At 63.8% G+C, this 20877-nt stretch carries 19 protein-coding genes; 3 read left to right on the plus strand and 16 right to left on the minus strand.

Translation table 11 applies throughout. The features are described 5' to 3' along the window. Window positions 1-80 precede the first annotated feature (80 nt). Entirely contained in the window at window positions 81-1532 is a 1452-nt protein-coding gene (locus HHL08_RS02250) for an MATE family efflux transporter (RefSeq protein WP_328804541.1), read from the plus strand. 7 nt (window positions 1533-1539) lie between these two features. On the opposite strand, the gene HHL08_RS02255 is transcribed toward HHL08_RS02250, so the two are convergent. Beyond that, window positions 1540-3195 carry an ATP-binding protein gene (locus tag HHL08_RS02255; RefSeq protein ID WP_169570833.1) on the minus strand — a complete coding sequence of 552 codons (1656 nt, stop codon included), beginning with the start codon at window positions 3193-3195 and terminating at the stop codon, window positions 1540-1542. A 237-nt stretch (window positions 3196-3432) separates the two neighbouring features. Between HHL08_RS02255 and HHL08_RS02260 the strand changes: the two genes are divergently transcribed. Then, window positions 3433-4560, plus strand: a complete 1128-nt coding sequence (locus tag HHL08_RS02260) for an acyltransferase family protein (protein WP_328804542.1) — start codon at window positions 3433-3435, stop codon at window positions 4558-4560. On the opposite strand, the gene HHL08_RS02265 is transcribed toward HHL08_RS02260, so the two are convergent. From HHL08_RS02265 to HHL08_RS02315, 11 genes are all read right to left on the minus strand, one after another. Next, window positions 4530-5534 carry an LLM class flavin-dependent oxidoreductase gene (locus HHL08_RS02265; protein ID WP_169570835.1) on the minus strand — a complete coding sequence of 335 codons (1005 nt, stop codon included), beginning with the start codon at window positions 5532-5534 and terminating at the stop codon, window positions 4530-4532. The two genes, HHL08_RS02260 and HHL08_RS02265, sit on opposite strands and share 31 nt — an antisense overlap. A gap of 82 nt (window positions 5535-5616) precedes the next feature. Beyond that, window positions 5617-6057 carry an Hpt domain-containing protein gene (locus tag HHL08_RS02270; protein WP_169570836.1) on the minus strand — a complete coding sequence of 147 codons (441 nt, stop codon included), beginning with the start codon at window positions 6055-6057 and terminating at the stop codon, window positions 5617-5619. 95 nt (window positions 6058-6152) lie between these two features. Further along, the gene (locus HHL08_RS02275) at window positions 6153-6365 is read right to left on the minus strand and encodes a sulfurtransferase TusA family protein (RefSeq protein WP_169570837.1); all 213 of its coding nucleotides are present in this window, start codon (window positions 6363-6365) and stop codon (window positions 6153-6155) included. 5 nt (window positions 6366-6370) lie between these two features. Next, the gene (gene der / locus HHL08_RS02280; protein WP_169570838.1) at window positions 6371-7738 is read right to left on the minus strand and encodes a ribosome biogenesis GTPase Der; all 1368 of its coding nucleotides are present in this window, start codon (window positions 7736-7738) and stop codon (window positions 6371-6373) included. Window positions 7739-7866: 128 nt separating this feature from the next. Beyond that, window positions 7867-9219: an outer membrane protein assembly factor BamB family protein gene (locus tag HHL08_RS02285; protein WP_408021747.1), complete on the minus strand. Its 1353-nt coding sequence runs from the start codon at window positions 9217-9219 to the stop codon at window positions 7867-7869. Between the two features lie 8 nt (window positions 9220-9227). Next, a complete protein-coding gene (locus HHL08_RS02290; RefSeq protein ID WP_169570840.1) occupies window positions 9228-9926 on the minus strand; it encodes a tetratricopeptide repeat protein in 699 nt (232 codons plus the stop codon). Between the two features lie 75 nt (window positions 9927-10001). After that, window positions 10002-10874: a 3-methyl-2-oxobutanoate hydroxymethyltransferase gene (gene panB / locus HHL08_RS02295; RefSeq protein WP_169570841.1), complete on the minus strand. Its 873-nt coding sequence runs from the start codon at window positions 10872-10874 to the stop codon at window positions 10002-10004. A gap of 89 nt (window positions 10875-10963) precedes the next feature. Then, window positions 10964-13399, minus strand: a complete 2436-nt coding sequence (locus HHL08_RS02300) for a TonB-dependent receptor (protein WP_169570842.1) — start codon at window positions 13397-13399, stop codon at window positions 10964-10966. Between the two features lie 161 nt (window positions 13400-13560). Continuing rightward, complete coding sequence (locus HHL08_RS02305; RefSeq protein WP_169570843.1) at window positions 13561-13761, minus strand: YezD family protein; 201 nt, start codon at window positions 13759-13761, stop codon at window positions 13561-13563. Window positions 13762-13865: 104 nt separating this feature from the next. Next, the gene (locus HHL08_RS02310) at window positions 13866-14534 is read right to left on the minus strand and encodes an RBBP9/YdeN family alpha/beta hydrolase (protein ID WP_169570844.1); all 669 of its coding nucleotides are present in this window, start codon (window positions 14532-14534) and stop codon (window positions 13866-13868) included. A gap of 188 nt (window positions 14535-14722) precedes the next feature. Next, window positions 14723-15088, minus strand: a complete 366-nt coding sequence (locus tag HHL08_RS02315; protein WP_169570845.1) for a PRC-barrel domain-containing protein — start codon at window positions 15086-15088, stop codon at window positions 14723-14725. A 101-nt stretch (window positions 15089-15189) separates the two neighbouring features. Here HHL08_RS02315 and HHL08_RS02320 point away from each other — a divergent pair, with 101 nt between their 5' ends. Then, on the plus strand, window positions 15190-15621 hold the full coding sequence (locus tag HHL08_RS02320; protein ID WP_169570846.1) for an OsmC family protein: 432 nt from the start codon (window positions 15190-15192) through the stop codon (window positions 15619-15621). Here HHL08_RS02320 and HHL08_RS02325 read toward each other — a convergent pair. The 4 genes from HHL08_RS02325 to HHL08_RS02340 form a co-directional block, all read right to left on the minus strand. Continuing rightward, entirely contained in the window at window positions 15593-16471 is an 879-nt protein-coding gene (locus HHL08_RS02325) for a DMT family transporter (RefSeq protein ID WP_328804554.1), read from the minus strand. The two genes, HHL08_RS02320 and HHL08_RS02325, sit on opposite strands and share 29 nt — an antisense overlap. 185 nt (window positions 16472-16656) lie before the next feature. Continuing rightward, entirely contained in the window at window positions 16657-17469 is an 813-nt protein-coding gene (locus HHL08_RS02330; RefSeq protein ID WP_169570848.1) for a class I SAM-dependent methyltransferase, read from the minus strand. A 246-nt stretch (window positions 17470-17715) separates the two neighbouring features. Next, window positions 17716-19245 carry a CpaF family protein gene (locus HHL08_RS02335; RefSeq protein ID WP_169570849.1) on the minus strand — a complete coding sequence of 510 codons (1530 nt, stop codon included), beginning with the start codon at window positions 19243-19245 and terminating at the stop codon, window positions 17716-17718. 66 nt (window positions 19246-19311) lie between these two features. Beyond that, window positions 19312-20817 carry an integral membrane-like protein gene (locus HHL08_RS02340; RefSeq protein ID WP_169570850.1) on the minus strand — a complete coding sequence of 502 codons (1506 nt, stop codon included), beginning with the start codon at window positions 20815-20817 and terminating at the stop codon, window positions 19312-19314. Window positions 20818-20877: the final 60 nt, after the last annotated feature.

Consider the following 20877-nt stretch of genomic DNA (forward strand, 5'->3'; position numbering starts at 1 on the left):
GAAGGCAGGAATCCAGTTTAGATGGCGGACTGGATTCCCGCCTGCGCGGGAACACGGATATAGTGGGGAGAGGCAGGCGAGTGGCAGCGAGCAGACCGGGCGCAAAAGACCTGACGCAGGGGCCGATCGCCGGCGTGCTGCTGATGTTCGCCATTCCGACGCTGGCGTCCAATATCCTCCAGTCGCTCAACGGGTCGATCAACGCGATCTGGGTCGGCCGCTTCCTGGGCGCGCAAGCGCTGGCGGCGACCGCCAACGCCAACATCATCATGTTCCTGATGTTTTCGGTCGTGTTCGGTTTCGGCATGGCATCGACCGTGATGATCGCGCAGGCGACGGGCGCGCGCGACCTGGATACGGCGCGGCGCGCCTTTGGATCGGCGGTCGGTTTCTGTTCGATATTGGGCGTGGCGGTCGCGCTGGCGGGCTGGATCGGCGCGCCGGCGCTGCTGCGGCTGCTGGCGACCCCGGCGAAAGCGTTCGACATGGCGCTGATTTACCTGCGCGTCATTTTCTTCGCCATGCCCGCGACGCTGCTGGTCGTCATGATCATGATGGGGCTGCGCGGCGCCGGGGACGCGCGCACCCCGCTGATCTTCATGATCGTCAGCGTGGCCGTGGACCTGATCCTCAACCCGGTGCTGATCCTGGGGCTGGGGCCGATCCCGGCCTATGGCATCGCCGGATCGGCGGCGGCGACCGCGGTGGCGGGCTTCGTCAGCCTGATCGGCGTCGTCGCCTTCATCTATGCCAGGGATTTGCCCCTGCGGCTCCGGGGGCGCGAATTGCGCTATCTGTGGCCCGCGGCGGACCAGTTGCGCGTGCTGCTGGCCAAGGGCTTTCCCATGGGTTTGCAGATGATCGTCATGTCCGCATCCGGGCTGGTGATGATCGGGCTGGTCAATCGCGAGGGCTTGCTGGTGACGGCCGCCTATGGCGCGGCGCAGCAGATATGGACCTATCTCCAGATGCCGGCGATGGCGATGGGCGCGGCGGTCAGCGCGATGGCGGCGCAGAATATGGGCGCGGGCCGATGGGACCGGATCAGCCGCATCACCGGCTATGGCATAGGCTATCTGCTGGCGATCACCGGGGCGATGATCGTCATCATCCTGCTGTTTCACGAATCGCTGCTGTCGCTGTTCCTGGGCGATAATAGCTTTGCGATCGCGGCGGCGTGGAACATGCAGTTGCTGGCGAGTTGGAGCTTCCTGTTGTTCGGTTGCACCATGATCCTGTTCGGCGTGATGCGCGCCAATGGCGTTGTGGTCGCGCCGTTGCTGATCCTGATTTTCACCCTGTTCGGCGTCCGCCTGGGCTTTTACCACATGGCCTACCCGCTATGGGGCGCTGACGCGCTCTGGCTCAGCTTCCCGGCGGGGTCGTCCATGTCGCTGTTGCTGGCGTGGATCGTCTATGCACGCGGCGGTTGGCGCAAGGCGCGATTGCTGGTCCCGGTACATGAAGAACAATGCCGCGAGACGGTGAACAGCAACGCCGAACCGGCGGGACGGATCGCGCCGGCGGGCTGAAGGCCGTTTACCGTCCCTGGTTGCGCCAGCGGGTGATGGTGCGTTCCAATATATCGGCTTCGCTGCCGGATTGACGCCAGAGTTCGGTGAAGCTGGGATCGCCCGATGCGGGGCGTCGATGCTCCTCCAGATTGTCGAGCGCGACGCGGATCGGCACGGCGACGCCTTCACCGCAGATGATCGCCTCCCGATTGCGCAGGGCGGGGATCGAATCGAGGAAACCGCGCGCGCCTTCGGGCATGGCGGCCTTCACGAACGCCTGATCGCGGTCGTTGTTGAGGCGCATTGAGATGATCGTGCCGCACTGTGACAGCACGCCTTCGGCAAGGTCCGACGGGCGCTGGGTGATAAGGCCCAGGGAAATGCCGTATTTACGGCCTTCCTTGGCGATCCGCTCCAATATCTTGCGCACCGCCTGGCCCGAACCGGTGGTGGTGTTGGGGATGTAGCGATGCGCTTCCTCGCACACCAGCAGGATGGGCCGCTGCGGTTCGTCGCGCGCCCAGATGGCATAGTCGAACACCAAACGCGACAGCACCGACACGACGGTCGAGGTGATGTCGGACGGCATGGCGGATACGTCGATGATGGAAATCGGCTTGCCGTCGGACGGCAGGCGGAAAATCTTGGCTAGGAAGGCCTGCATCGTGTCCGCGACCAACATGCCGGAAAACATGAAGCTGTAGCGCGGGTCGGCCTTGATCTCGTCGATCTTGGTCTTGAGGCGCATATAAGGCAGCGAATTGGTGCCCTTGTCGAGCTTCCCCATCTCATTCTGGAGGATGGTGGTGAGGTCGGACAAGAGATAGGGGATCGGCGAATCGACCGTCAGCCGCCCGATGCTTTCGGCCAGGCGGTTCTTCATGCGCGCGGCGAGCAGGCATTTGGCGAGAATGTCGCAATCGACCGTGCGTTCGGAGCCGGAGGAGGTGACGAACACCTCGCAATGCTCCTCGAAATTCATCAGCCAATAGGGCAGGGCCAGGTTGTTGACGTCGAACACCGCGCCGTTGGTGGCGAAGGCCGCGCCATATTCGCCATGGGGGTCGATCATGACGATATGGCCCTGCGGCGACAGGTCGCAGATGCGGTGCAGGATCAGCGCGGCGCTGGTCGACTTGCCAGTGCCGGTGGAGCCGAGCAGCGCGAAATGCTTGCCCAGCATTGAGTCGACATAGAGGGCGGCGCGCGTGTCCGTGGTGGGATAGACGGTGCCGATCTCCACATTCGCGCGGTCGTCCGCGGCGTAGATCTGGCGCATGTCGTGGCCTGACACCGGAAAGATGTCGGTGCCCGGCGTGGGATAGCGGGTGACGCCGCGGCGGAAGCGGTAAATCCGCCCGGTCAGCTTCTCCTCATCGCCTTCGCCCAGAAAATCGATGTCGGCGACGATGCCCTTGCTCGCCTGATCCAGCGTCATCGCGCGGACGCTGGCGACCAGCCAGCTATTGCCGACGCGCATCTTGACCTGGCTGCCGACCTGGCCCGCCATGGCGGTGCAAGGGTCTTCATCCTGCTCCAGCAGCGCCAGTCGCTGGGCGTCGATCAGCACCTTGGAACTGGACCCGGCGATCTGGAACACCATCCCCATCGACTGAACCGAAGCGTGATGCACGGGCGTCGCAGAGGATGAGAAATGTTGTGCGCCCGGCATATGGGTCATGAGCCTTTTGTCGTCCCCTTGACCGGAATGGCTTCCGGTTAACAGGATGCTTCTAGGCAAAAGAGGTAAAGATTGGCTTAGCTTATGTCGCGCGCCTGGCCGCAACAGCCCACTTCAGGGTGGCGGGTGAAGGTTAAGAGACGCTGAGCCGGGGTCCGATCTGGACCAGTCGTTTGGCGGAACAGGAACATGGATCAAGTTCGGGCATTGAGAATAGGCAACAAACAGGATGGCCGCGTGTCCGATATCCCGAAGATCAATGGCCACACAGATGGCGCGCGTCGCTCAGCCGCGATCGCGATCGCCCGTGTCATCTGCATATTGGGCGTCGTCTATGTTCATGCCTGGACCGGCCTGAATGGCGAAGCGCTCAAGGCGCTGCGCGGCAGCGGGCAGGATAATTTGCGCTGGCTGCTGATGGAATTGTTCGGCCGCAGCGCGGTGCCGCTGCTGGGCCTCATATCCGGCTGGCTGGTCGCCCAGTCGCAGACGACGCGCGACTGGGGCCGGCATGTGCGGCGTAAGGCGCGGACCATATTGCTGCCCATGGTGCTGTGGAACGTCATCGCGATCATCCTTGTTTCGGGCGCTGCCTGGCGGCTGGGCCTCTCTGCGCCGATGCCGCAATCGGGATGGTGGGTGGTCGACGAGATACTGATCTTGACCCGTAACCCCGACATCAATGTTCAGATGCCGTTCCTGCGCGACCTGTTCCTGTGCATGGTCGCAGCGCCTTTGCTGGTGCGGATGCCGGGTTGGTCGCTGGTGTTGATCGCGGCGGTCGTGGCTGGTTGTCACATTGCCGGCTTCGGCCCGCCGGTGCTGATGCGGGCATCGATCTTGGTCTTCTTCACGCTGGGCATATTGGCGCAGCGTGGCGGCTGGGCCGAGCGTGTGGCGAACAAGCCGATGCTGCTGATGGCCATTCCCTTTGCCCTGCTGATGGCGGTGCAACTCTATCATGCCGTCACCGTCGGCGACGATGCCTGGCCGGTGGCGCAGCGGGGGTTGGACCTGACGCTGCGGATCGCAGCGGCGGTTGCTTTCTGGCGGCTGGCCTGGGCGCTGGCGGACAGCCCGGCGCGGCCGATGCTGCTGCGGATCGAGCCTTATATGTTCTTCCTGTTCAGCGCCCACCTGATCATGATCTGGCTGCTGGGGCCGGTGCTGGGCGGATTGTTCGGGAAGATGGGCACGCCCTTCTATCCCTTCTACCTGATCCTCCAGCCGCTGATGGTGCTGGGCGCTGTGATCGCGATCGGCGCGGGATTGCGTCGTGTCGCGCCGGGCGCGGCGGCGCTGCTCAGCGGCGGGCGGTTGAAGCGGCCGGAGCCTCAGGCGATCTCGCGGGTCGTGACCGTCTGAGCCGCCGCCATGGCGATGGCGAAGCTGTGCTTGCGCGCGGCGGGGTCGAAAATCTGGCCGGTCAGCATGAGTTCGTCCGCTTGGGTGCGGCGCAGGAACGCCGCGATGTCGCGCTCCACATCGGCCTGCGTGCCGATACTGGAGACGCTGAGTACATCCGACAGCATCGCCTGCGCCTGCGCGGGCAGCGCGTCATAATAGCCCGGCACCGGCGGTTGCAGCTTGCCCGGTTGGCCGGTGCGCAGCCGCACGAAGGACTGCTGCATCGAACTGGCGAGCAGATGGGCTTCCTCCGCCGTATCGGCGGCAAAGACATTATAGCCCGCCATCACATAGGGATATTTCAGCTGGGCCGAGGGGCGAAAGTCGCGGCGATAGATGGCGATCGCCTCGTCCAGCGCGGAGGGCGCGAAATGGGAGGCGAAGGCGTAGGGCAAGCCCAGCATGGCCGCCAGCTGCGCGCCATAGAGGCTGGAGCCGAGTATCCAGAGCGGCACATCGGCGCCCGCGCCCGGCGTCGCCTGGATGCTCAACCGTTCATCTTCGCTGAAATAGGCCTGTAATTCCATCACGTCGCGCGGGAACTGGTCCGCGCCGCCGGACAGGTTGCGGCGGATCGCCTGCGCCACTCGCTGATCCGAACCGGGCGCACGACCCAGGCCCAGATCGACGCGGCCGGGGAAAAGGGCGTCCAGCGTGCCGAACTGTTCCGCAATCACCAACGGCGCGTGATTGGGCAGCATGACGCCGCCCGCGCCGATGCGGATGGTGGACGTCGCATGGCCGATATGCGCCAGCACGACCGCCGTCGCTGCCGACGCGATGCCCGCCATGCCATGATGTTCAGCGACCCAGAATCGATAATAGCCCAGCCTTTCGGCATGGGCGGCAAGATCCGCGGCGTTGGCAAGGGCCGTGGCGACAGTGTCGCCTTCACGGACGGGGACTAGGTCGAGCAGGGAGAAAAGGGTCATGCCCGCCATATGGGGGCATAATCGGTTTTACTTCAAGACCTATAAGATGGTCGTGCCGCAGTTTGCGATCGACGGCGGCAGATCAGACCGCCCGGCCAAAACCCTGTACGGGCACTTCGGCGCGGCGACCGAAGGTGGCGGGCCGACGGGCGACCAGCGGGTTGGCATCGCGATCGAGCAGCGCCATCGTTTCGGTGAAGCAGGGTCGCAACGCGACGACGACCTCGATCAGTTCGTCCGGTCCTTCATGCGTTTCCACGCAACGGCGGGCGACCATCTCGATCTCTTCGGCCATGGCGCTAAGGCGATAAGCGCCGAACTGGGCCGATTCGCCCTTCAGCGTATGGGCCGGGGTCACCAGCGCAGCGGCGTTGCGGGCGCGAAACGCCTCTTCGACAGCGCCGATGGATTTCGCGCCATCTTCCCGAAAATAGCCCAGGATACGAAGAAAGGCGGTCCCCAACTCGCTGCGGGTCCGCGTAAATTCGTTCCAACTGACCAGTTCGGTATCGTGATAGGACACCCACGCCGCTCCTTCATTCTAACGACGCCAACATAGGCGCGGCGCGTAAACAGGGAGTTAAAGCGTGGCGGAAAGCCACCCGATATGGATCATATTCACGCCGGGCGGGACAGGGCGAACCGATCGTCGCCCAGCGTCGCGAAGGTCCAGCCTTGCGCCTGGGCGAGCGCCGCCAATTCGCGCGCGGCGATCGGGTCGTCCGCCTCGATCACGATGGCGTCGGCGTCGCGCAATGCACGGGCGGCGCGCAGCGCGGGCCAGGGACATTTCATGCCCCTGGCGTTCACGGACACGGGATCGGCCGCCATCGCGCTTATTTGGTCGCGAACGGGTTCTTCTGGCTGCGCAGCGTCAGGCGCACCGGCACCGCACCGAACCCCAGTTCGCGGCGGATGCCGTTCACCAGATAGCGGCGATAGCTTTCGGGCAGGTCGTCCAGCCGTGTGCCGAACAGCACGAAGGTAGGCGGACGGGTCTTGTTCTGGGTGATGTAGCGCAGCTTGATCCGCTTGCCGCCGGGCGCGGGAGGGGGATTGGCCTCCAGCGCGGTTTCGAACCAGCGGTTGAGGATGCCGGTGGAAACACGCTGCGACCAGGCGGTGCGGGTTTCGAAGGCGACATGGATCAAGTCGTCCAGCCCCTTTCCGGTGGACCCGGAAATGGTCATGATCGGAACGCCGCGCACCTGCGCTAATCCTTCGTCCAGGGCCTTCTTGATGCCCTGATACAACGCCGACCCATGTTCGACCGTATCCCATTTGTTGAGCGCGACGACGAGGGCGCGGCCCTCCTCCAGCACGCGGTCGGCGATGCGCAGATCCTGCGCTTCCAGCCCGCGCGTGGAATCGATCATCAGCACGACGACTTCGGCGAAATTGACGGCGTTGATGCCGTCGGACACGGCCAGCTTTTCCAGCTTTTCCTGCACCTTGGCGCGCTTGCGCATCCCCGCCGTGTCGATCAGGCGGACGGGACGCTCCACGCCTTCCCGGCTGGTCCACATCCAGTCGACGGCGATGCTGTCGCGGGTGATGCCCGCTTCCGGCCCGGTCAGCAGGCGGTTTTCGCCCAGCAGTCGGTTGATGAGCGTAGACTTGCCCGCATTGGGACGGCCGACGATGGCGAGCTTGAGCGGGGCGCTCTCGTCATCCTCGTAAAATTCCTTTTCATAGGGCTCGTCGCCCTCGCGCTCCACATGGGGGAGCAGCGCCTGGAACAGGTCGGCCATGCCCTGCCCATGTTCCGCGGAAAAGGGGACAGGTTCGCCAAGGCCCAGCGAAAAGGATTCCATCACGCCATCGTCGGCCGCTTTGCCCTCGGCCTTGTTGGCGACTAGAATAACCGGCGCGTCGTTGGCGCGAAGCCAGCGGGCGATTTCCTCGTCCAGCGGGGTGATCCCCGCACGGGCGTCGATCATGAACAGAGCGACGTCGCAATTTTCCACCGCCGCTTCGGTCTGCATCCGCATCCGGCCGGGCAAGGTATTGGCGTCCTCATCCTCATAGCCTGCGGTATCGACGATGATGAAGTCGAGGCCCAGCAGATGCGCCTCGCCCTCGCGCCGGTCGCGCGTCACGCCGGGCTGGTCGTCGACCAGCGCCAGCTTCTTGCCGACCAGACGGTTGAAGAGGGTGGACTTGCCCACATTGGGACGCCCGACAATGGCTACTGTGGGCAGCATGGAGGCCCGTTCCTTCTTAAAAATTCAAAATCGATAAACGCCGTACGCCCGCGCAGGCGGGAATCCAGTCCAGACGGAGGAACTGGACCCCCGCCTGCGCGGGAGTAGGCTTAGCATATTTGCGTCGCTTAACGGAACGCCGTCAATTTCCCGTCGTCAGCCAGCACATAGAGCATGTTGTTGGCGACGATCGGCGACAGCGACATGGACCGATCCATGTCCACCGTCGATTGCACCGATCCGGTTGTGGGATCGACATAGACCATCTCGCCGCGGGTCGATACGACGATCAGGCGGCCGCCAGCCAGCAGCGGGCCGGTCCAGCGGATCGCCTTGTCCTTCTTCTTTTCCTTCTGCCAGCGGCGCAACTGGCTGACCCAGCGGATCTTGCCGGTGGCGCGCGCGACGCAGAGCAGCCGGGCGTCGCTGGTCACCGCGAACACCCATTCGCCGACGACGGCCGGGGTCGAAATGCCCGCAATGTTGATTTCCCACAGGCGCTGGCCGCTGGTCAGTTCGTAAGATGCCATGCGGCCGCCCTGGCCGATCGCGAAGACGCGGCCGCGGTCGATCACCGGATCGGCGTCGATGTCGGTCAGCGACGCCACGGCGGTCGAAATGCTGGTGCGCGACAAGGCGTCGCCCCAAAGCGTGCGGCCGTTTTCGTACCGATAGGCGTTGATTTCGCCCGAACTATAACCTGCGATGACCGTGCCCTGCGCAGCGGCGGGGGCCGCGACGCCGAAAATGCCGGTGACCTGCAACGTGCCGCTATCGGTCCACTGGGTTTCGCCGTCGGACTGGTTGAGCGCGAAGACCTGATTATCTTGGCCCATCACATAGACATGGCCGTTTTCCAGCGTCGGCGCGCCGCGCAGCGGGCCGGACAGATGCTTTTTCCAGAGGATCGCGCCGTCGGCGCCATTCAGCGCGAAGACGTCGCCAAAGCCCGTGCTGGCGAACACCCGGTCGCCCAGGACGCTGACGCCGCCGCCGAACAACACGCGGCCATTGCCCTTCCCCTCGGAGGGCAGGTTGGTCTGCCACAGCTTTGCGCCGCTCGCGGCGTCGAAGGCGATGACATGTGCGCCCGCGTCGGTCACGAACAGCTTTCCGCCGGCGACGACCGGCGATGCCGCCAGGCGCGCCTGGGGCGAGCTGCCCTCGATCGAGGCGGTCCAGACCTGCGCGGGCGATCCGCCCAGCGAGACATGGCCCATCGCCTTGGACGGGTCACCGCCCGGCTGCGACCAGCTGTCGTTGACATAGGGGGCGGGCAGCGTGACCTGCACATCGGCCAGGCTAGGCTCGATCTCGACGCCCTGTTCGTTGTTCAGGATCGACGTGCGGTTGCCGACGACCGGCGTCTTGGGGCCACCCTTCTTGCCGCCGATCACGCCGCAGCCAGCCAGCAGGGCGACCATTGCGGCCATCGTTACGACACGGCCTATCGGCGCGAATTTCATGCAGGTCATTCCCATCCGCTCGGTCATCCTTCGCTCGGCTCGGCCGGAATCTCGACCGCGTCGATCCCCATTAATCCTGCCATCTGTCGCGCGCGTGAACGGATCGACTGCGGCACATTGGCGTCCTTCGCCATGGCGGCGAAGATCGGACCGGCCAGGTCGGTCTTGCCCATCTTCATATAGGCGATCGCCACCAGTTCACCGGCGCTGCCGAACCAGGGCGCGCCCTCGATCGCCAGCGGCTTCAATCGATCGACCACCTGCTGGGGCTTGAGGCTTTCGAACTCCAGCGCGGTCTGGCGGATCAGCGCCAGGTCGCGATAGGGCTGGTCCAGATTGGTGTCGGCGGCCATCGCTGCATAAAGCGCGATCGCGCCCTTGGCGTCGCCTTTACGCGACGCGGCGCCGGCCTGCGTCAGCAGCGCGGACGCGCGATAACCCGGCTGGTCGGCCTTGGTCAGCGCATCGAGCTGCTTGGCGTCGGGCGTGCCGCCGCCGGCCGCCGTCGTCAGCACCGCGTCCATCTGCTCGGATACCGCTTGCGATTGGGTCTTGCTGTAATGCTGCCAGTAGAGCCAGCCGCCAAAGGCGACCAGGCCCAGTATGACGGCGACCAGAATCCAGCGGCCAAAGCGCTGCCAAAAGCCCAGAAGCTGGTCCTGGCGGACGGCATCGTCCACCTCGCGCATGAAGGCTTGGCTATTTTGCGGCGTCAGGGCCACGATATTCTCCGAGAAATGGATCAGAAACTAAGCGCACAGGGCGCGATCAATAGCGGTGCTTATGCCACAGGCAAATCAATTTTTAGGTCGATAGACCTGATCGTCGGTGGGAAAGGCGCGGGTCCGTACTTCGGCGGCATAGCGGGCGGCCGCGCCGTCGATGGTCTGCGCCAGATTTTCATAGCGCTTCACGAAGCGGGGCACCCGATCGAACATGCCCAGCATGTCTTCGGTCACCAGCACCTGCCCGTCGCAATGGGCCGATGCGCCAATGCCGATGACGGGTACATCCACGCTGTCGGTGATGGCCACGGCCAGTTCCTCCATCACGCCTTCCAGCACCATGGCGAAGGCGCCGGCCTGCGCCACCGCGCGGGCGTCGGCCATGATCTTGGCATGTTCCTGCTGGCTCTTGCCGCGTGCGCCATAGCCGCCCAGCGCGTTCACCGCCTGCGGCGTCAGGCCGATATGCGCCATCACCGGGATACCGCGCTGGCTGAGGAAGGAAATCGTCTCCGCCATCGCCTCGCCGCCCTCCAGCTTGACGGCAGCGCAACCGGTTTCGGCCATCACCCGGCTGGCGCTGGCGAAGGCGTGTTGGGGCGAAGTTTCGTAGCTGCCGAAGGGCATGTCGACCAGGACGACGCTGTGATAGCTGCCCCGCACCACCGCCGCGCCATGGGCGATCATCATGTCGAGCGTGACGGCAAGCGTGGAGGGCAGGCCGTAAATCACCTGGCCCAGCGAATCGCCTACCAACAGCATGTCGCAATGCGGGTCGAGCAATTGCGCCTGGCGCGCGGTATAGGCGGTCAGCATCACGAGCGGTTCGGCCGTCTTCCCCTCAAACTTGCGCCGCTGGATGGCGGGCACGGTCAGGCGCTTCATCGGTGCGGGCGTGGGGTTGGCGCGGCTGGTCGCGGTGTCGATCGTGAAGGTCGTGGACATGGACGCGCTCTACCGCAGCCCGGCGCGGCGCGCAAATGCCGGACGGGCCGAAGCGGCATGATGCGCCGCCCCGGCCCGTATCGCTATGATCAGAAGGAAACCTTGATCGTGCCGCCCCAGGTCTGCGGATCGCCGACCTGGCCGGCGATCAGGCCGGTGTTGCCCGGCGCGACCTGGAGATTTTCGATATAATCGACGTCGAAGGCGTTGCGCACCCAGCCGAAGATGTCGAACCCTTCGCCACGGAAGCCGGCGCGGAAGTTGGTCAGGGCATAGCCCTTCACGTCGGTATAGATGGACGGCGAGGCGTTGCTGTTCCAGTGCGACCGGTAGTTGCCATCGACGCCCAGATAGGCCTGACCTTCTTTAGCCAGTAGCGTGACAGGGATGTTATATTCCGCGCCGTAGGAGAAGGCCCATTTCGACACCCCGGGCAGGGTCTGGCCGGAAATGTCGCACTGGCGCGGGCTGAGCGCACCGGGGACGCCCGGCTGCGAATAATCGGCCGCCTGGCCAGATGGCTGCAACGTGCCCCCCGACAATTCGGGCGGGCAGGGGGCGTTGGTGAACTTCTTATATTGGGCGTCGGTGTAGGCGCCATTGGCATAGGCGGTGAAACGGTCGCTCGCGACGATCTTGAGGTCCGCCTCGATCCCCTGCGACCGGACCTTTTCCGCATTGGCGAGGTAGCCACGCACGGTGCCGAACTGACCGCCATTCACGGTCGCCTGGAAATTCTTGATGTCGGTGCGGAAGGCGGAGAGGTTGAATGTTGCCCGGCGATCCCAGAACTGGGTCTTGAGGCCGATTTCATAATGGTTGACCGATTCCGGCTTCACCGTGCCGGCGTCATAATTGACGCTGTTATCGGCGTTGAGCGGCAGGCCGTTCTGGTTGATGCCCAGCGTCTTGAAGCTCTTGGCATAGGTCGCATAGGCAAGAACGTCGCGCGCGACCTTGTAATTGACGTTGAAATCATAGGTGAAGTTCCAGGCGCTGTCGGACGGCGCGCTGACCTGCGGCTGATAGACGCCGCACTGGGCGGCCAGCACCGATCCGGCGGTCGGCGTCGGCGTGCAACTGATGACCGCGCCGGCACCATTGGTGACGATGCGTTCGTAGAAGCCCGATTTCTTGTCATAGTTGATGCGCGCGCCCGGCTGGATCGTCAGCGCGTCGGTGACCTTCCAGCTGACCTGGCCGAACAGCGCGGCGCTGGTGCTCTTGAGCCATTGCGTGTTGCTGGCGGTCAGCCCTTCCAGGACGCTCGGGTCGTTCGCCAATGCGCCGGTCAGGCTCCACTTGCTGGCGGCGCTGCCCTGCTGTTCGGTGCCCTGGGTGTCGATCCGCTGCTTGAAGCCGAACAGGCCGAGGACGAAATCGACCTTCTCGCTTTCGTAATTATAGCGGAACTCCTGGCTATACTGATCCTGCTGCGACGGGTTTTGCGATTTGGCGACGATCGACAGGCCGGTGAAGTCGCGGTCATTTTCCGGTTTCCAGTCCCAGAAGCGCCAGGCGGTGACGGAGGTCAGCGTACCAGGGCCGACATCCCATTTGATCTTGGCCGACACGCCGCCGATCTTGTTGCCGGCGTTCAGGTTGCTGTCTAGGTCGGATAGCCGATCGTAGGGATTGCGGCTGGGGACGACATAATTTTGCGCGGCGGCCAGCGCATCATATTGGCGGGCGAGCGCGCGTTGGGTCTTGCCCACGCGCACGAAGGTCGTGCCGCAACATTCCGGGTCTTGCTTGCTATAGTCGCCCGACAGGGTGACGCTGAAATCGTCATTGGGCTTGAACAGCAACTGGCCACGAATACCCAGATTATCCTGTTCGTTGATCCAGCGCTGGCTCGTCACATTGTAGAGCGTGCCGCGGCGGCTGGTCGCGGCGATCGCGATGCGGGCGGCGATCGTGTCGGTCAGCGGACCGGACACGGCGGCCTTGGCCTGCTTGTAATTGAGGTTGCCGACGGTCAGTTCGGCGCGGCCTTCGAAATCGAAGGTCGGCTGGTTGGTCGTGATGTTGATCGCTCCGGCCGTCGTGTTCTTGCCATAGAGCGTGCCCTGCGGCCCGCGCAGCACTTCGACCTGGGCCACGTCGAGGAAGTCGAAGGTCGCGGCGGCCACGCGGCTGTTATAGACGTCATCGACATAGATGCCGACGCCCTGTTCGAAGCCGTCGCTGGTCAGGCCGAACGGCACGCCCAGGCCGCGGATATTGACAGACGTGTTGCGCGGGTTGGTGGTGTAAACCTGCAATGTCGGCGCGAGTTGCTGGAGCTTCACGATGTTGAAGTTACCGGTCGCCTCGATGCTGTCACCGCGGATCACGGATATAGCCAGTGGCACTTCCTGCGCGGTTTCCTGACGGCGGCGAGCGGTGACGACGATCACATCGCCGCGCACATTGGGTTGCTGGACGTCATCGGCGGCCGGCTGAGCCGCATCCTGCGCAAAGGCGTCGGGCGTGATGATGGAAGCGCCCGCGACGCTCGCGAGCAACAGAAAACGCGCAATCATGATTATCCCCTTTATCCGGCTGTCCGGTGATCATTTTATCGCGGCATTTCCGGTGGTCCGGTCAAAGCCGATACTATGGGAATGAAATGGCAATGCGGCTCACCCCCTGCCGCCTGGGCCGCTTGTCGCAGCCCGAAACTCTATGGCCCCCACCTGATCGCTCAGTTGGACAAGCGCGTTTTTTCCGTCACGTCGATCTGGACCACGCGCGCATCGTGTACGGTCAGCGTGATCGATCCGAAACGCAGCGCCTCCAGCACGCTGCGCACCTTGTCGACGCTGGCGGCGATGTCGGGACGCAGCTCTGCGCGAGCGCCATCGATACGGGCGTGGCGGAGTTCGATCGGTTTATGTTCGCTCATGGGCACCTCTGGCTCCGTCTAATATCTCAACTACAAAGATAGACAAAAAAGCAAATATAAGGGGCGCGCAAGTTTGTCTTGTCGCGCCCCTTTGGGGTGAGTCTCTACGGGTGGATGGTCGGGCGCACGGACTTGCGCTCCTGCTGGGCCATCGGCAGCGCCGGGCGCATCTGGCGCATGGCCGACGCCTGTTCCTGTGCATTGTCGATCAGCCGTTCGAGCAAAGATTGCCCAAACTGCCAGTCGCCCAGGCCCGATTGCGCGTTGATGTGGCCGGCATGGCCCGCATCGACAAATTGACTGCCCCAATATTTGCCGACGCTATGGGCGCGTTCGAAGAAGATATAGGGGTCGTCGCGACTACCCACCAGGATCGAGGGGAAGGGCAGTTGCGCGCGCGGGGTCGGGCCGAAGCCGCCGATCGTCTCTGGCGTTTCCATCCGGTCGCAGTCGGGCGGCGCGACCAGCAATGCGCCGGTCACCGGCCAGCCATAGGCTTGGCTTTGCAAGGCGCCCCACCAGGCGACGGCCAAGCAACCCAGGCTGTGCGCCGCCAAAATCACCGGGCCGTTCGCTTCGCGAATGGCGGCGTCGAGCCGCGTCACCCAGGCATTGCGATTGGGGCTGGCCCAACTGCCCAGGTCCACCCGCTCGCAATCGCCGCGCGTTTCTTCCCAGATTGTCTGCCAGTGACCCGGCCCGCTATTGTTGAGGCCAGGGATGGTCAGCACGACCGGTTGGCGCGTGTCACCCGAAAAACCGAATCGCTCCATGGTCTGATCCTCATCCTTGCTATCGAGGCTCTGACAATAATTCTATTTATCTGGTAGACAATAGGCAAGCGGCGAAATGTGGTGAAATCTAGGCAGCCGGAAAAACGCTCATCAAGCCGGATCGTCAACAGCGATGCGGCCGGACCGGCATGATGCCGGCCCGCCGATCGGTGGTGCTTGGCGGTGATTTACCAAGGGTAGATGAGGCCATAATATTGGTAGACGTTGCGGCCATAGCCGTCGTCATAATGCGGCCGCTGGTCGGCGCCGTAGCGCGGCGCATCGTCGAGCAGTTTCTTGTCGAGGTCGACGACATAGCCGTGCTGGCCGGTGTCATAGGCCAGCATCGACCAGGGCAGGGGATAATGGTCGTGCCCGATGCCCAGAAAGCCGCCGAAGGAGAGGACGGCGTAGCGCACCTGTCCGCTGCGCTTGTCCACCATGAAGTTGGAGATCTTGCCCAGGCGGTCGCCCTGGCGGTTGTAGACCGCGGTGCCTTCCACCCGGTCGGACGCGATAAGGTCGCCATGATTTTCCATCGTCAGGTCAGTCATTGTCATGCTCCTGTGAGAAATGACGCTATGATGATGCAACCATGGGGGACCGCTGGGGTTCCTCCGGCTCATACAACCACGCATCATCGGGAGCATAGGCCATGAAGATCAATCGCAGCGGTTCGGCAGTCTGGACGGGCGGCCTGAAAGACGGGAAGGGCGCGATCTCTACCCAGAGCGGCGCGCTGGACGCCTATCCCTATGGTTTTGCGACGCGCTTCGAAGGACAGCCGGGCAGCAACCCGGAGGAGTTGATCGCCGCCGCCCATGCGTCCTGCTTCACCATGGCGCTGTCGCTGATCCTGGGCGAAGCAGGGCTGACGGCGGAGAAGATGGAGACGACCGCGGTCGTGACGCTGGAAAAGCAGGATGACGGTTTCGCCGTGACCGCAAGCAAACTGACGCTCAAGGCGACCATCCCCGGCACGGACGAGGCGACCTTTCAGGAACTGGCTGGCAAGGCCAAGGCGAACTGCCCGATCTCCAAGCTGCTGAAGGCCGATATCAGCCTTGAGGCGGAACTGCTGAGCTGACCACCGGACGCCTGGCGCGGACATGTTCGCGCCAGGCGATATAGAGGCCGCTGGCGACAATCAGCGTCGCGCCGGCCCAGGTCGTCGCCATCGGCCAATTCTCCCCGATCGCGACGCCCAGCAGGGTGGTCCAGATGATCGTCGTATAATCCATCGGCAGTACCACCGACACCGGTCCCCAGCGCAGCGCGGCGGTCAAGCAGAGTTGCGCGATGCCGCCGAACAGGCCGATCACCAGTAGTAATCCCCAGGTCAGCGCATCATGCGCCTGCGCGACGAAGGGCATGGCGATGCCCAGCGGGATCATCGACAGGACCGTGAACCAGAAGACGACGACGCCCGCCGATTCGGTCCGGCCCAGTTCGCGCAGCACCAGGCTGACGCTGGCGGTCACCAGGGCGGCGGTGATGGCGACGGCGACCCCCTGGATCGGGAAATGGCCCGCATCCGGGCGTACGATCACCAGCACGCCGACGAAACCGACCAGCACCGCGGCCCAGCGATGGATGCCGGTCGCCTCCCGCAGAATCAGCGCCGACAATATCGTGCCGAAGATCGGCATGGTGAACCCGATCGTCGCGGCTTCTGCCGGGGGCAGCAGGATGTAGGACAGGAAATTGAGCAGCATCCCCGTCAGCCCCAGCATCATGCGGCTGGCATGGATGCCGATCCTCTGGGTGCGCACGGTGCGCAGGCCACCCGCCAGCGCGACCCAGATGAGGATCATCGGCAGTGCAAAGGCCTGCCGGTAAAAAAGGGATTCGACCACATGGACGCCATGTTCGCTCGCCACCCGCACGGTCACGAACATCACCGACAGGCACAGCACGGCGATCAGGCGCAGCCCGATGGCGAAGAGCGGGCGATGGGGACGGGTAGGTGCGGTCACGCCGCCGCCTTAGAGCGATTTCTAATCAGATGGAATCATCTGATGACTCGGAAATCGCGGTAAAACATAAACCTTGAGCGGTTGATCCAATGTAATCGGATCAACCGCTCAAGCCCGGTTGCGCCGTGACGCAACCGGGCCAGTCCTTATTTAATAGGCTTGCGGAATTTCAGCGTCATCCGGTCGCTTTCGCCGATGGCCAAATATTTGTCCTTGTCGACATCCTTCTGGCTGAGCGAGGGGGGCAGGGTCCACACGCCCTTGGGCCAGTCGGCCGTATCCTTGGGATTAGCGTTCACTTCCGACGCGCCGACATATTCGAAGCCGGCCGCCTGCGCGATGCGGCGGATGGTGGAAACCTTCAGGTAACCGCTGCTCTTTTCCAGCGCACTGTCGCGATCTTCGGGCAGGCGATGATCGACCACGCCCAGCGTGCCGCCGGGCTTGAGCATGTCGAAAAAGGCCTTGAAGGTCGCGGCCTCGCTCCCGGCCATGACCATGTTGTGGACGTTGCGGAAGGTCAGCACCGTGTCGACGCTGCCAGCGGGGATACTGGCGGCTTCTTCGGGATAGGCGGCGACCTTCACCTTGTCATAGACGGCCGGATTGGCGGCGAGGAACGTCTTGTAGCCGTCCAGATAGCGGCCGGTGGGCTGGAGCGCGTAGAAAGTGCCATGGTCGCGCAGCAGCGGCGCCAGGACTTCAGTGTACCAACCGCCGCTCGGGCTATATTCCACAACTGTCTGACTCGGTGTCACACCGAAGAAGGCGAGCGTTTCGGCCGGGTGGCGATATTGGTCGCGGGCGACATTTTTGGGCGTGCGGCTGGGGGCTGCAATGGCGGCGGCGATCGGGTCTGTCGCCTGGTGGGCGGCGTGATCGGCATGTTGAGCGGCGAGCGGCAGCAGCGGCAGGGCGAGGCCGGTCAGCAGCAAGGCCGTGCGGGCGAGACGATTCATCGGGGGCATCCTCTCTTTTCAGGGAGAGGGTGATGTGCCGGTCCCTTGTGCCGGGCGCAAGGGGGCGGTGGGGACAAATCCCCGCCAGCCAAATTATCTCATGCCAAAGCGCGATGATCATGACGCATCGGAGACAGTGATGGTGCTCCCCGGCGAAGGCCGGGGTCCAGTCCAGAGCGTAGAACTGGACCCCGGCCTTCGCCGGGGAACACCATGCTATAGGTGCCTGGTCAATGCAGCTTGATATTAAAGACAGGCTTCCAGGAATGGCTGGTCGAAGCCGAACATGCGCGCCTTGTCGAGCGTATAGGGACGCAGGCCCATCGAGCGATATTCGCCGATGATCTTTCCGCTGTCATCCTCGTCATGATATTCGAACTTGAACAGTTCCTGGGTGACGATGACGTCGCCTTCCATGCCGATGACTTCGGTAATGTTGGTGATGCGGCGCGAACCGTCGCGCAGGCGCTTCACCTGGATGATCAGGTCGACCGAATCGGCGATCTGCTTGGAAATCGCTTCCTTGGGGATCTTGATGTCGCCCATCAGGATCATGTTTTCCATACGGCCCAGACATTCGCGGGGCGAGTTGGCGTGGAGCGTACACATGGAGCCGTCATGGCCGGTGTTCATCGCGGCGAGCAGATCGAAACATTCCGCGCCACGAATTTCGCCCAGGATGATGCGGTCAGGGCGCATACGCAGGGCGTTCTTGACCAGGTCGCCGATGGTGATCGCACCATTGCCTTCCAGGTTCGGCGGACGGGTTTCCAGCGGCAACCAGTGCGGCTGCTGGAGTCTCAGTTCCGCCGCATCCTCGATCGTCAGCACGCGCTCGCCCGGATCGATCATCTTCGACAGGGCATTGAGCATCGTCGTCTTGCCCGAACCCGTACCGCCTGAAATGACCACGTTGAAGCGGCACGCGCCCGCGATCTTCAGGGCGGTCGCCATTTTCGGGCTCATCGCGCCCCATTGGGCCAGCATGTCGATGGTGATCGGCTTGGCGGAGAATTTACGGATCGAGATCGCCGTGCCCTTCAGGCTGAGCGGCGGCACGATCACGTTGACGCGCGAACCGTCGGGCAGGCGGGCGTCGGCCAACGGCGTGGTCTGATCGACGCGGCGGCCAACCTTGTTCACGATCCGCTGCGCGATCTGGAACAGATGCTCCTCGTCGCGGAACTTGATCGGGGCGATGATCAGCTTGCCCTTTTTTTCGATATAGGTCTGGTCCGGCCCGTTCACCATGATGTCGGTGATGTCCGGGTCGTTCAGCAATTCTTCGAGCGGGCCAAGGCCGAGCAACTCGTCGACCAGCACCTTTTCCAGCGCGAACTGCTCGCGCCGGTTGAGGGTCAGCTTCAACTCCGCCAGCACTTCCATGATGATCGGGCGGAATTCCTCCGCCAACTCATCCTTGGTCAGCGTTGCGGCGGCTTCGGGGTCGACCCGTTCCAGCAGGCGGGGGAGTACCTGTTCCTTGATCTTGTGGACGCTGGCTTCGAACCCCTGCGGCCCGGCGTCGGGCACATGGTCGGCATTGGCGCGGTCCGACAGGCGGGCCATCGCGTCGGAATTGCGCTGCATCTGGGTGGTCGGGGCCGACAAGGGGTCGAACGGGATTTCGCCCGGCAACGCCGCGATGTCGAGCGGGGGGAACTGGTCGCCGCCGCGCGGCGCTTCCTCTTTGGGGCTGCCGCCCTGCATCGGGCGGGCAACGCCAAAGCCGGGCTTGATACCGGCGGGTCCATTTTTCCGTCCAAAGGCGCTCATATTTCTCCGCCATCTCGTCGCGATCGTTCCGGTCGGTCCCTGAGGGCGCCGACCCGATCTGGGTGATCAAGGTGAATAAGCTGGAAACTTTGACAAATGGCTAATGGCACGTTGCCGTAATGCCAGCATCGCCAGCAGCAGCAGCGCGACCAGGCTGATGCCGCCGCCCAGCGTTTCCTGCCACAGGCGCAGCCGTTCGACGCGATAGAGGCCCGGCGTCGCCTGGAAATGCAGCAATGGTCCGCTGCTGGGCACGGGGCGGCCGTCGCGGGTCACTTGCCAGATGGGGAAGGCGGCATGGCCCAGCGTCACCGGGCCCGCCCGTTCGACCAATATCGCGTCGCCACGCGGCAGCGCGCGCCACGGCGTCAGATCGACCCAGCGATTGCCAGGCCGCACGCGCGATAGGTCGAAGCCGCGCGGCAGATATTCGGGCGCATCCGGCGCGACCCGCGCGATCAGCGCCTGATCGACGGGCTTGCGCAGGAAGGCGGCGGTCAGCAGGCCACCGAATAGATAGGGGAACAGCAGCAGCACGCCAGCGCCGACCAGCAGCGCCGGGCGCAGCCGACTGCCCGCCAGCGCGGTGATCGCGGCGAACTCCGTGATGCAAAAGACGCGCCAGGGAAATTGCACCTTGTTCAGCAAGGATATCCCCCAGACGAAGGGGATGAGGCGGACGGACAGCAACGCCGTCAATATCGCGATCACCCCCCATGGCGTCCGTGCCGCAGGCCAGGCGAGCAGGATCAGCCCCAAGGCCAGGCAAGGGAAGAGTTCGAAACTACTGTTCCAGATCGACCAATCGGTCGCCCGGTAATCCTGTACCCATAATATCGACGTCGACACATGGGATTGCAGCGTCAGCGCCGGGATCAGGAAGAAGGCGGCAAGCGCAAAGGCGAGAGCGCCCGCTGCGATGGCCGATGGCAATATCGGCGCGCGCTGCCACAATCGCCAGCCGATCAGCGGCGCGATCACCAAAAGGCCGGTCAGCATGGCCAGCGGCAGATGGCTGATCAACAGGCTCGCATAGGCCGCCGCCAGCAGCATGACGCCCCGCCTAGCCGGGAGTCGGTCGATCGCCAGCGCAATCAGCGGCAGCCAGACGAACGCGGTCGCTTCGGCCAGCGCGCCGCGCACATAGATGTCATAAAGATGATAGGGTGCGGCCATATAGAGCATCGCGCCCAGCAACGGCCGGGTGCCGCGCGTCGCCAGCCAGTGATGCATGGCCAGGCCAGACGCTACCAGCAGCGCCAACCCGGTCAGATTGACCGCCGTCGGCACGGTAAAACCTGCCGCATGAAAGGCGCCGCCTATCCAATAGGCAAAGGGCGGATAAAAATAGAAGGTGGGGCTGCCCAAACCCTCGAAGCTGCCACGCAACCAGCGCTCGTAGAGTTGACCGGCGGCCATTTCCTGCCCGAAATGCGCGGTCCAGAGCAGATTATACTGGTGCGAATGGGTGAAGCCCGGTCCCCACAACAAGGCCGGCAGCATCAGCAAGACGCCAAATAGCGTCAGGATGCAGGCGGGACGGCGGATGAACGGCAGGAAGCGCGATCGCATAACGACGCCATGCCGGAATATGGTAAATAAATCCTGTGCATGCCTAGGCGCTTACGCGCC

The organism is Sphingobium psychrophilum, from assembly GCF_012927105.1.
Taxonomy (GTDB): Bacteria; Pseudomonadota; Alphaproteobacteria; order Sphingomonadales; family Sphingomonadaceae; genus Sphingobium; species Sphingobium psychrophilum.

Excerpts from the sequence above, each read along its gene's own strand:
- HHL08_RS02265 (WP_169570835.1), bottom strand. The coding sequence starts at position 5,534 with ATGACCCTTTTCTCCCTGCTCGACCTAGTCCCCGTCCGTGAAGGCGAC.
- HHL08_RS02330 (WP_169570848.1), bottom strand. The coding sequence starts at position 17,469 with ATGAATCGTCTCGCCCGCACGGCCTTGCTGCTGACCGGCCTCGCCCTG.
- HHL08_RS02340 (WP_169570850.1), bottom strand. The coding sequence starts at position 20,817 with ATGCGATCGCGCTTCCTGCCGTTCATCCGCCGTCCCGCCTGCATCCTG.
- HHL08_RS02335 (WP_169570849.1), bottom strand. The coding sequence starts at position 19,245 with ATGAGCGCCTTTGGACGGAAAAATGGACCCGCCGGTATCAAGCCCGGC.
- HHL08_RS02315 (WP_169570845.1), bottom strand. The coding sequence starts at position 15,088 with ATGACTGACCTGACGATGGAAAATCATGGCGACCTTATCGCGTCCGAC.
- HHL08_RS02255 (WP_169570833.1), bottom strand. The coding sequence starts at position 3,195 with ATGACCCATATGCCGGGCGCACAACATTTCTCATCCTCTGCGACGCCC.
- der (WP_169570838.1), bottom strand. The coding sequence starts at position 7,738 with ATGCTGCCCACAGTAGCCATTGTCGGGCGTCCCAATGTGGGCAAGTCC.
- HHL08_RS02320 (WP_169570846.1), top strand. The coding sequence starts at position 15,190 with ATGAAGATCAATCGCAGCGGTTCGGCAGTCTGGACGGGCGGCCTGAAA.
- HHL08_RS02300 (WP_169570842.1), bottom strand. The coding sequence starts at position 13,399 with ATGATTGCGCGTTTTCTGTTGCTCGCGAGCGTCGCGGGCGCTTCCATC.
- HHL08_RS02285 (WP_408021747.1), bottom strand. The coding sequence starts at position 9,219 with ATGGGAATGACCTGCATGAAATTCGCGCCGATAGGCCGTGTCGTAACG.
- HHL08_RS02305 (WP_169570843.1), bottom strand. The coding sequence starts at position 13,761 with ATGAGCGAACATAAACCGATCGAACTCCGCCACGCCCGTATCGATGGC.
- HHL08_RS02275 (WP_169570837.1), bottom strand. The coding sequence starts at position 6,365 with ATGGCGGCCGATCCCGTGTCCGTGAACGCCAGGGGCATGAAATGTCCC.
- panB (WP_169570841.1), bottom strand. The coding sequence starts at position 10,874 with ATGTCCACGACCTTCACGATCGACACCGCGACCAGCCGCGCCAACCCC.
- HHL08_RS02310 (WP_169570844.1), bottom strand. The coding sequence starts at position 14,534 with ATGGAGCGATTCGGTTTTTCGGGTGACACGCGCCAACCGGTCGTGCTG.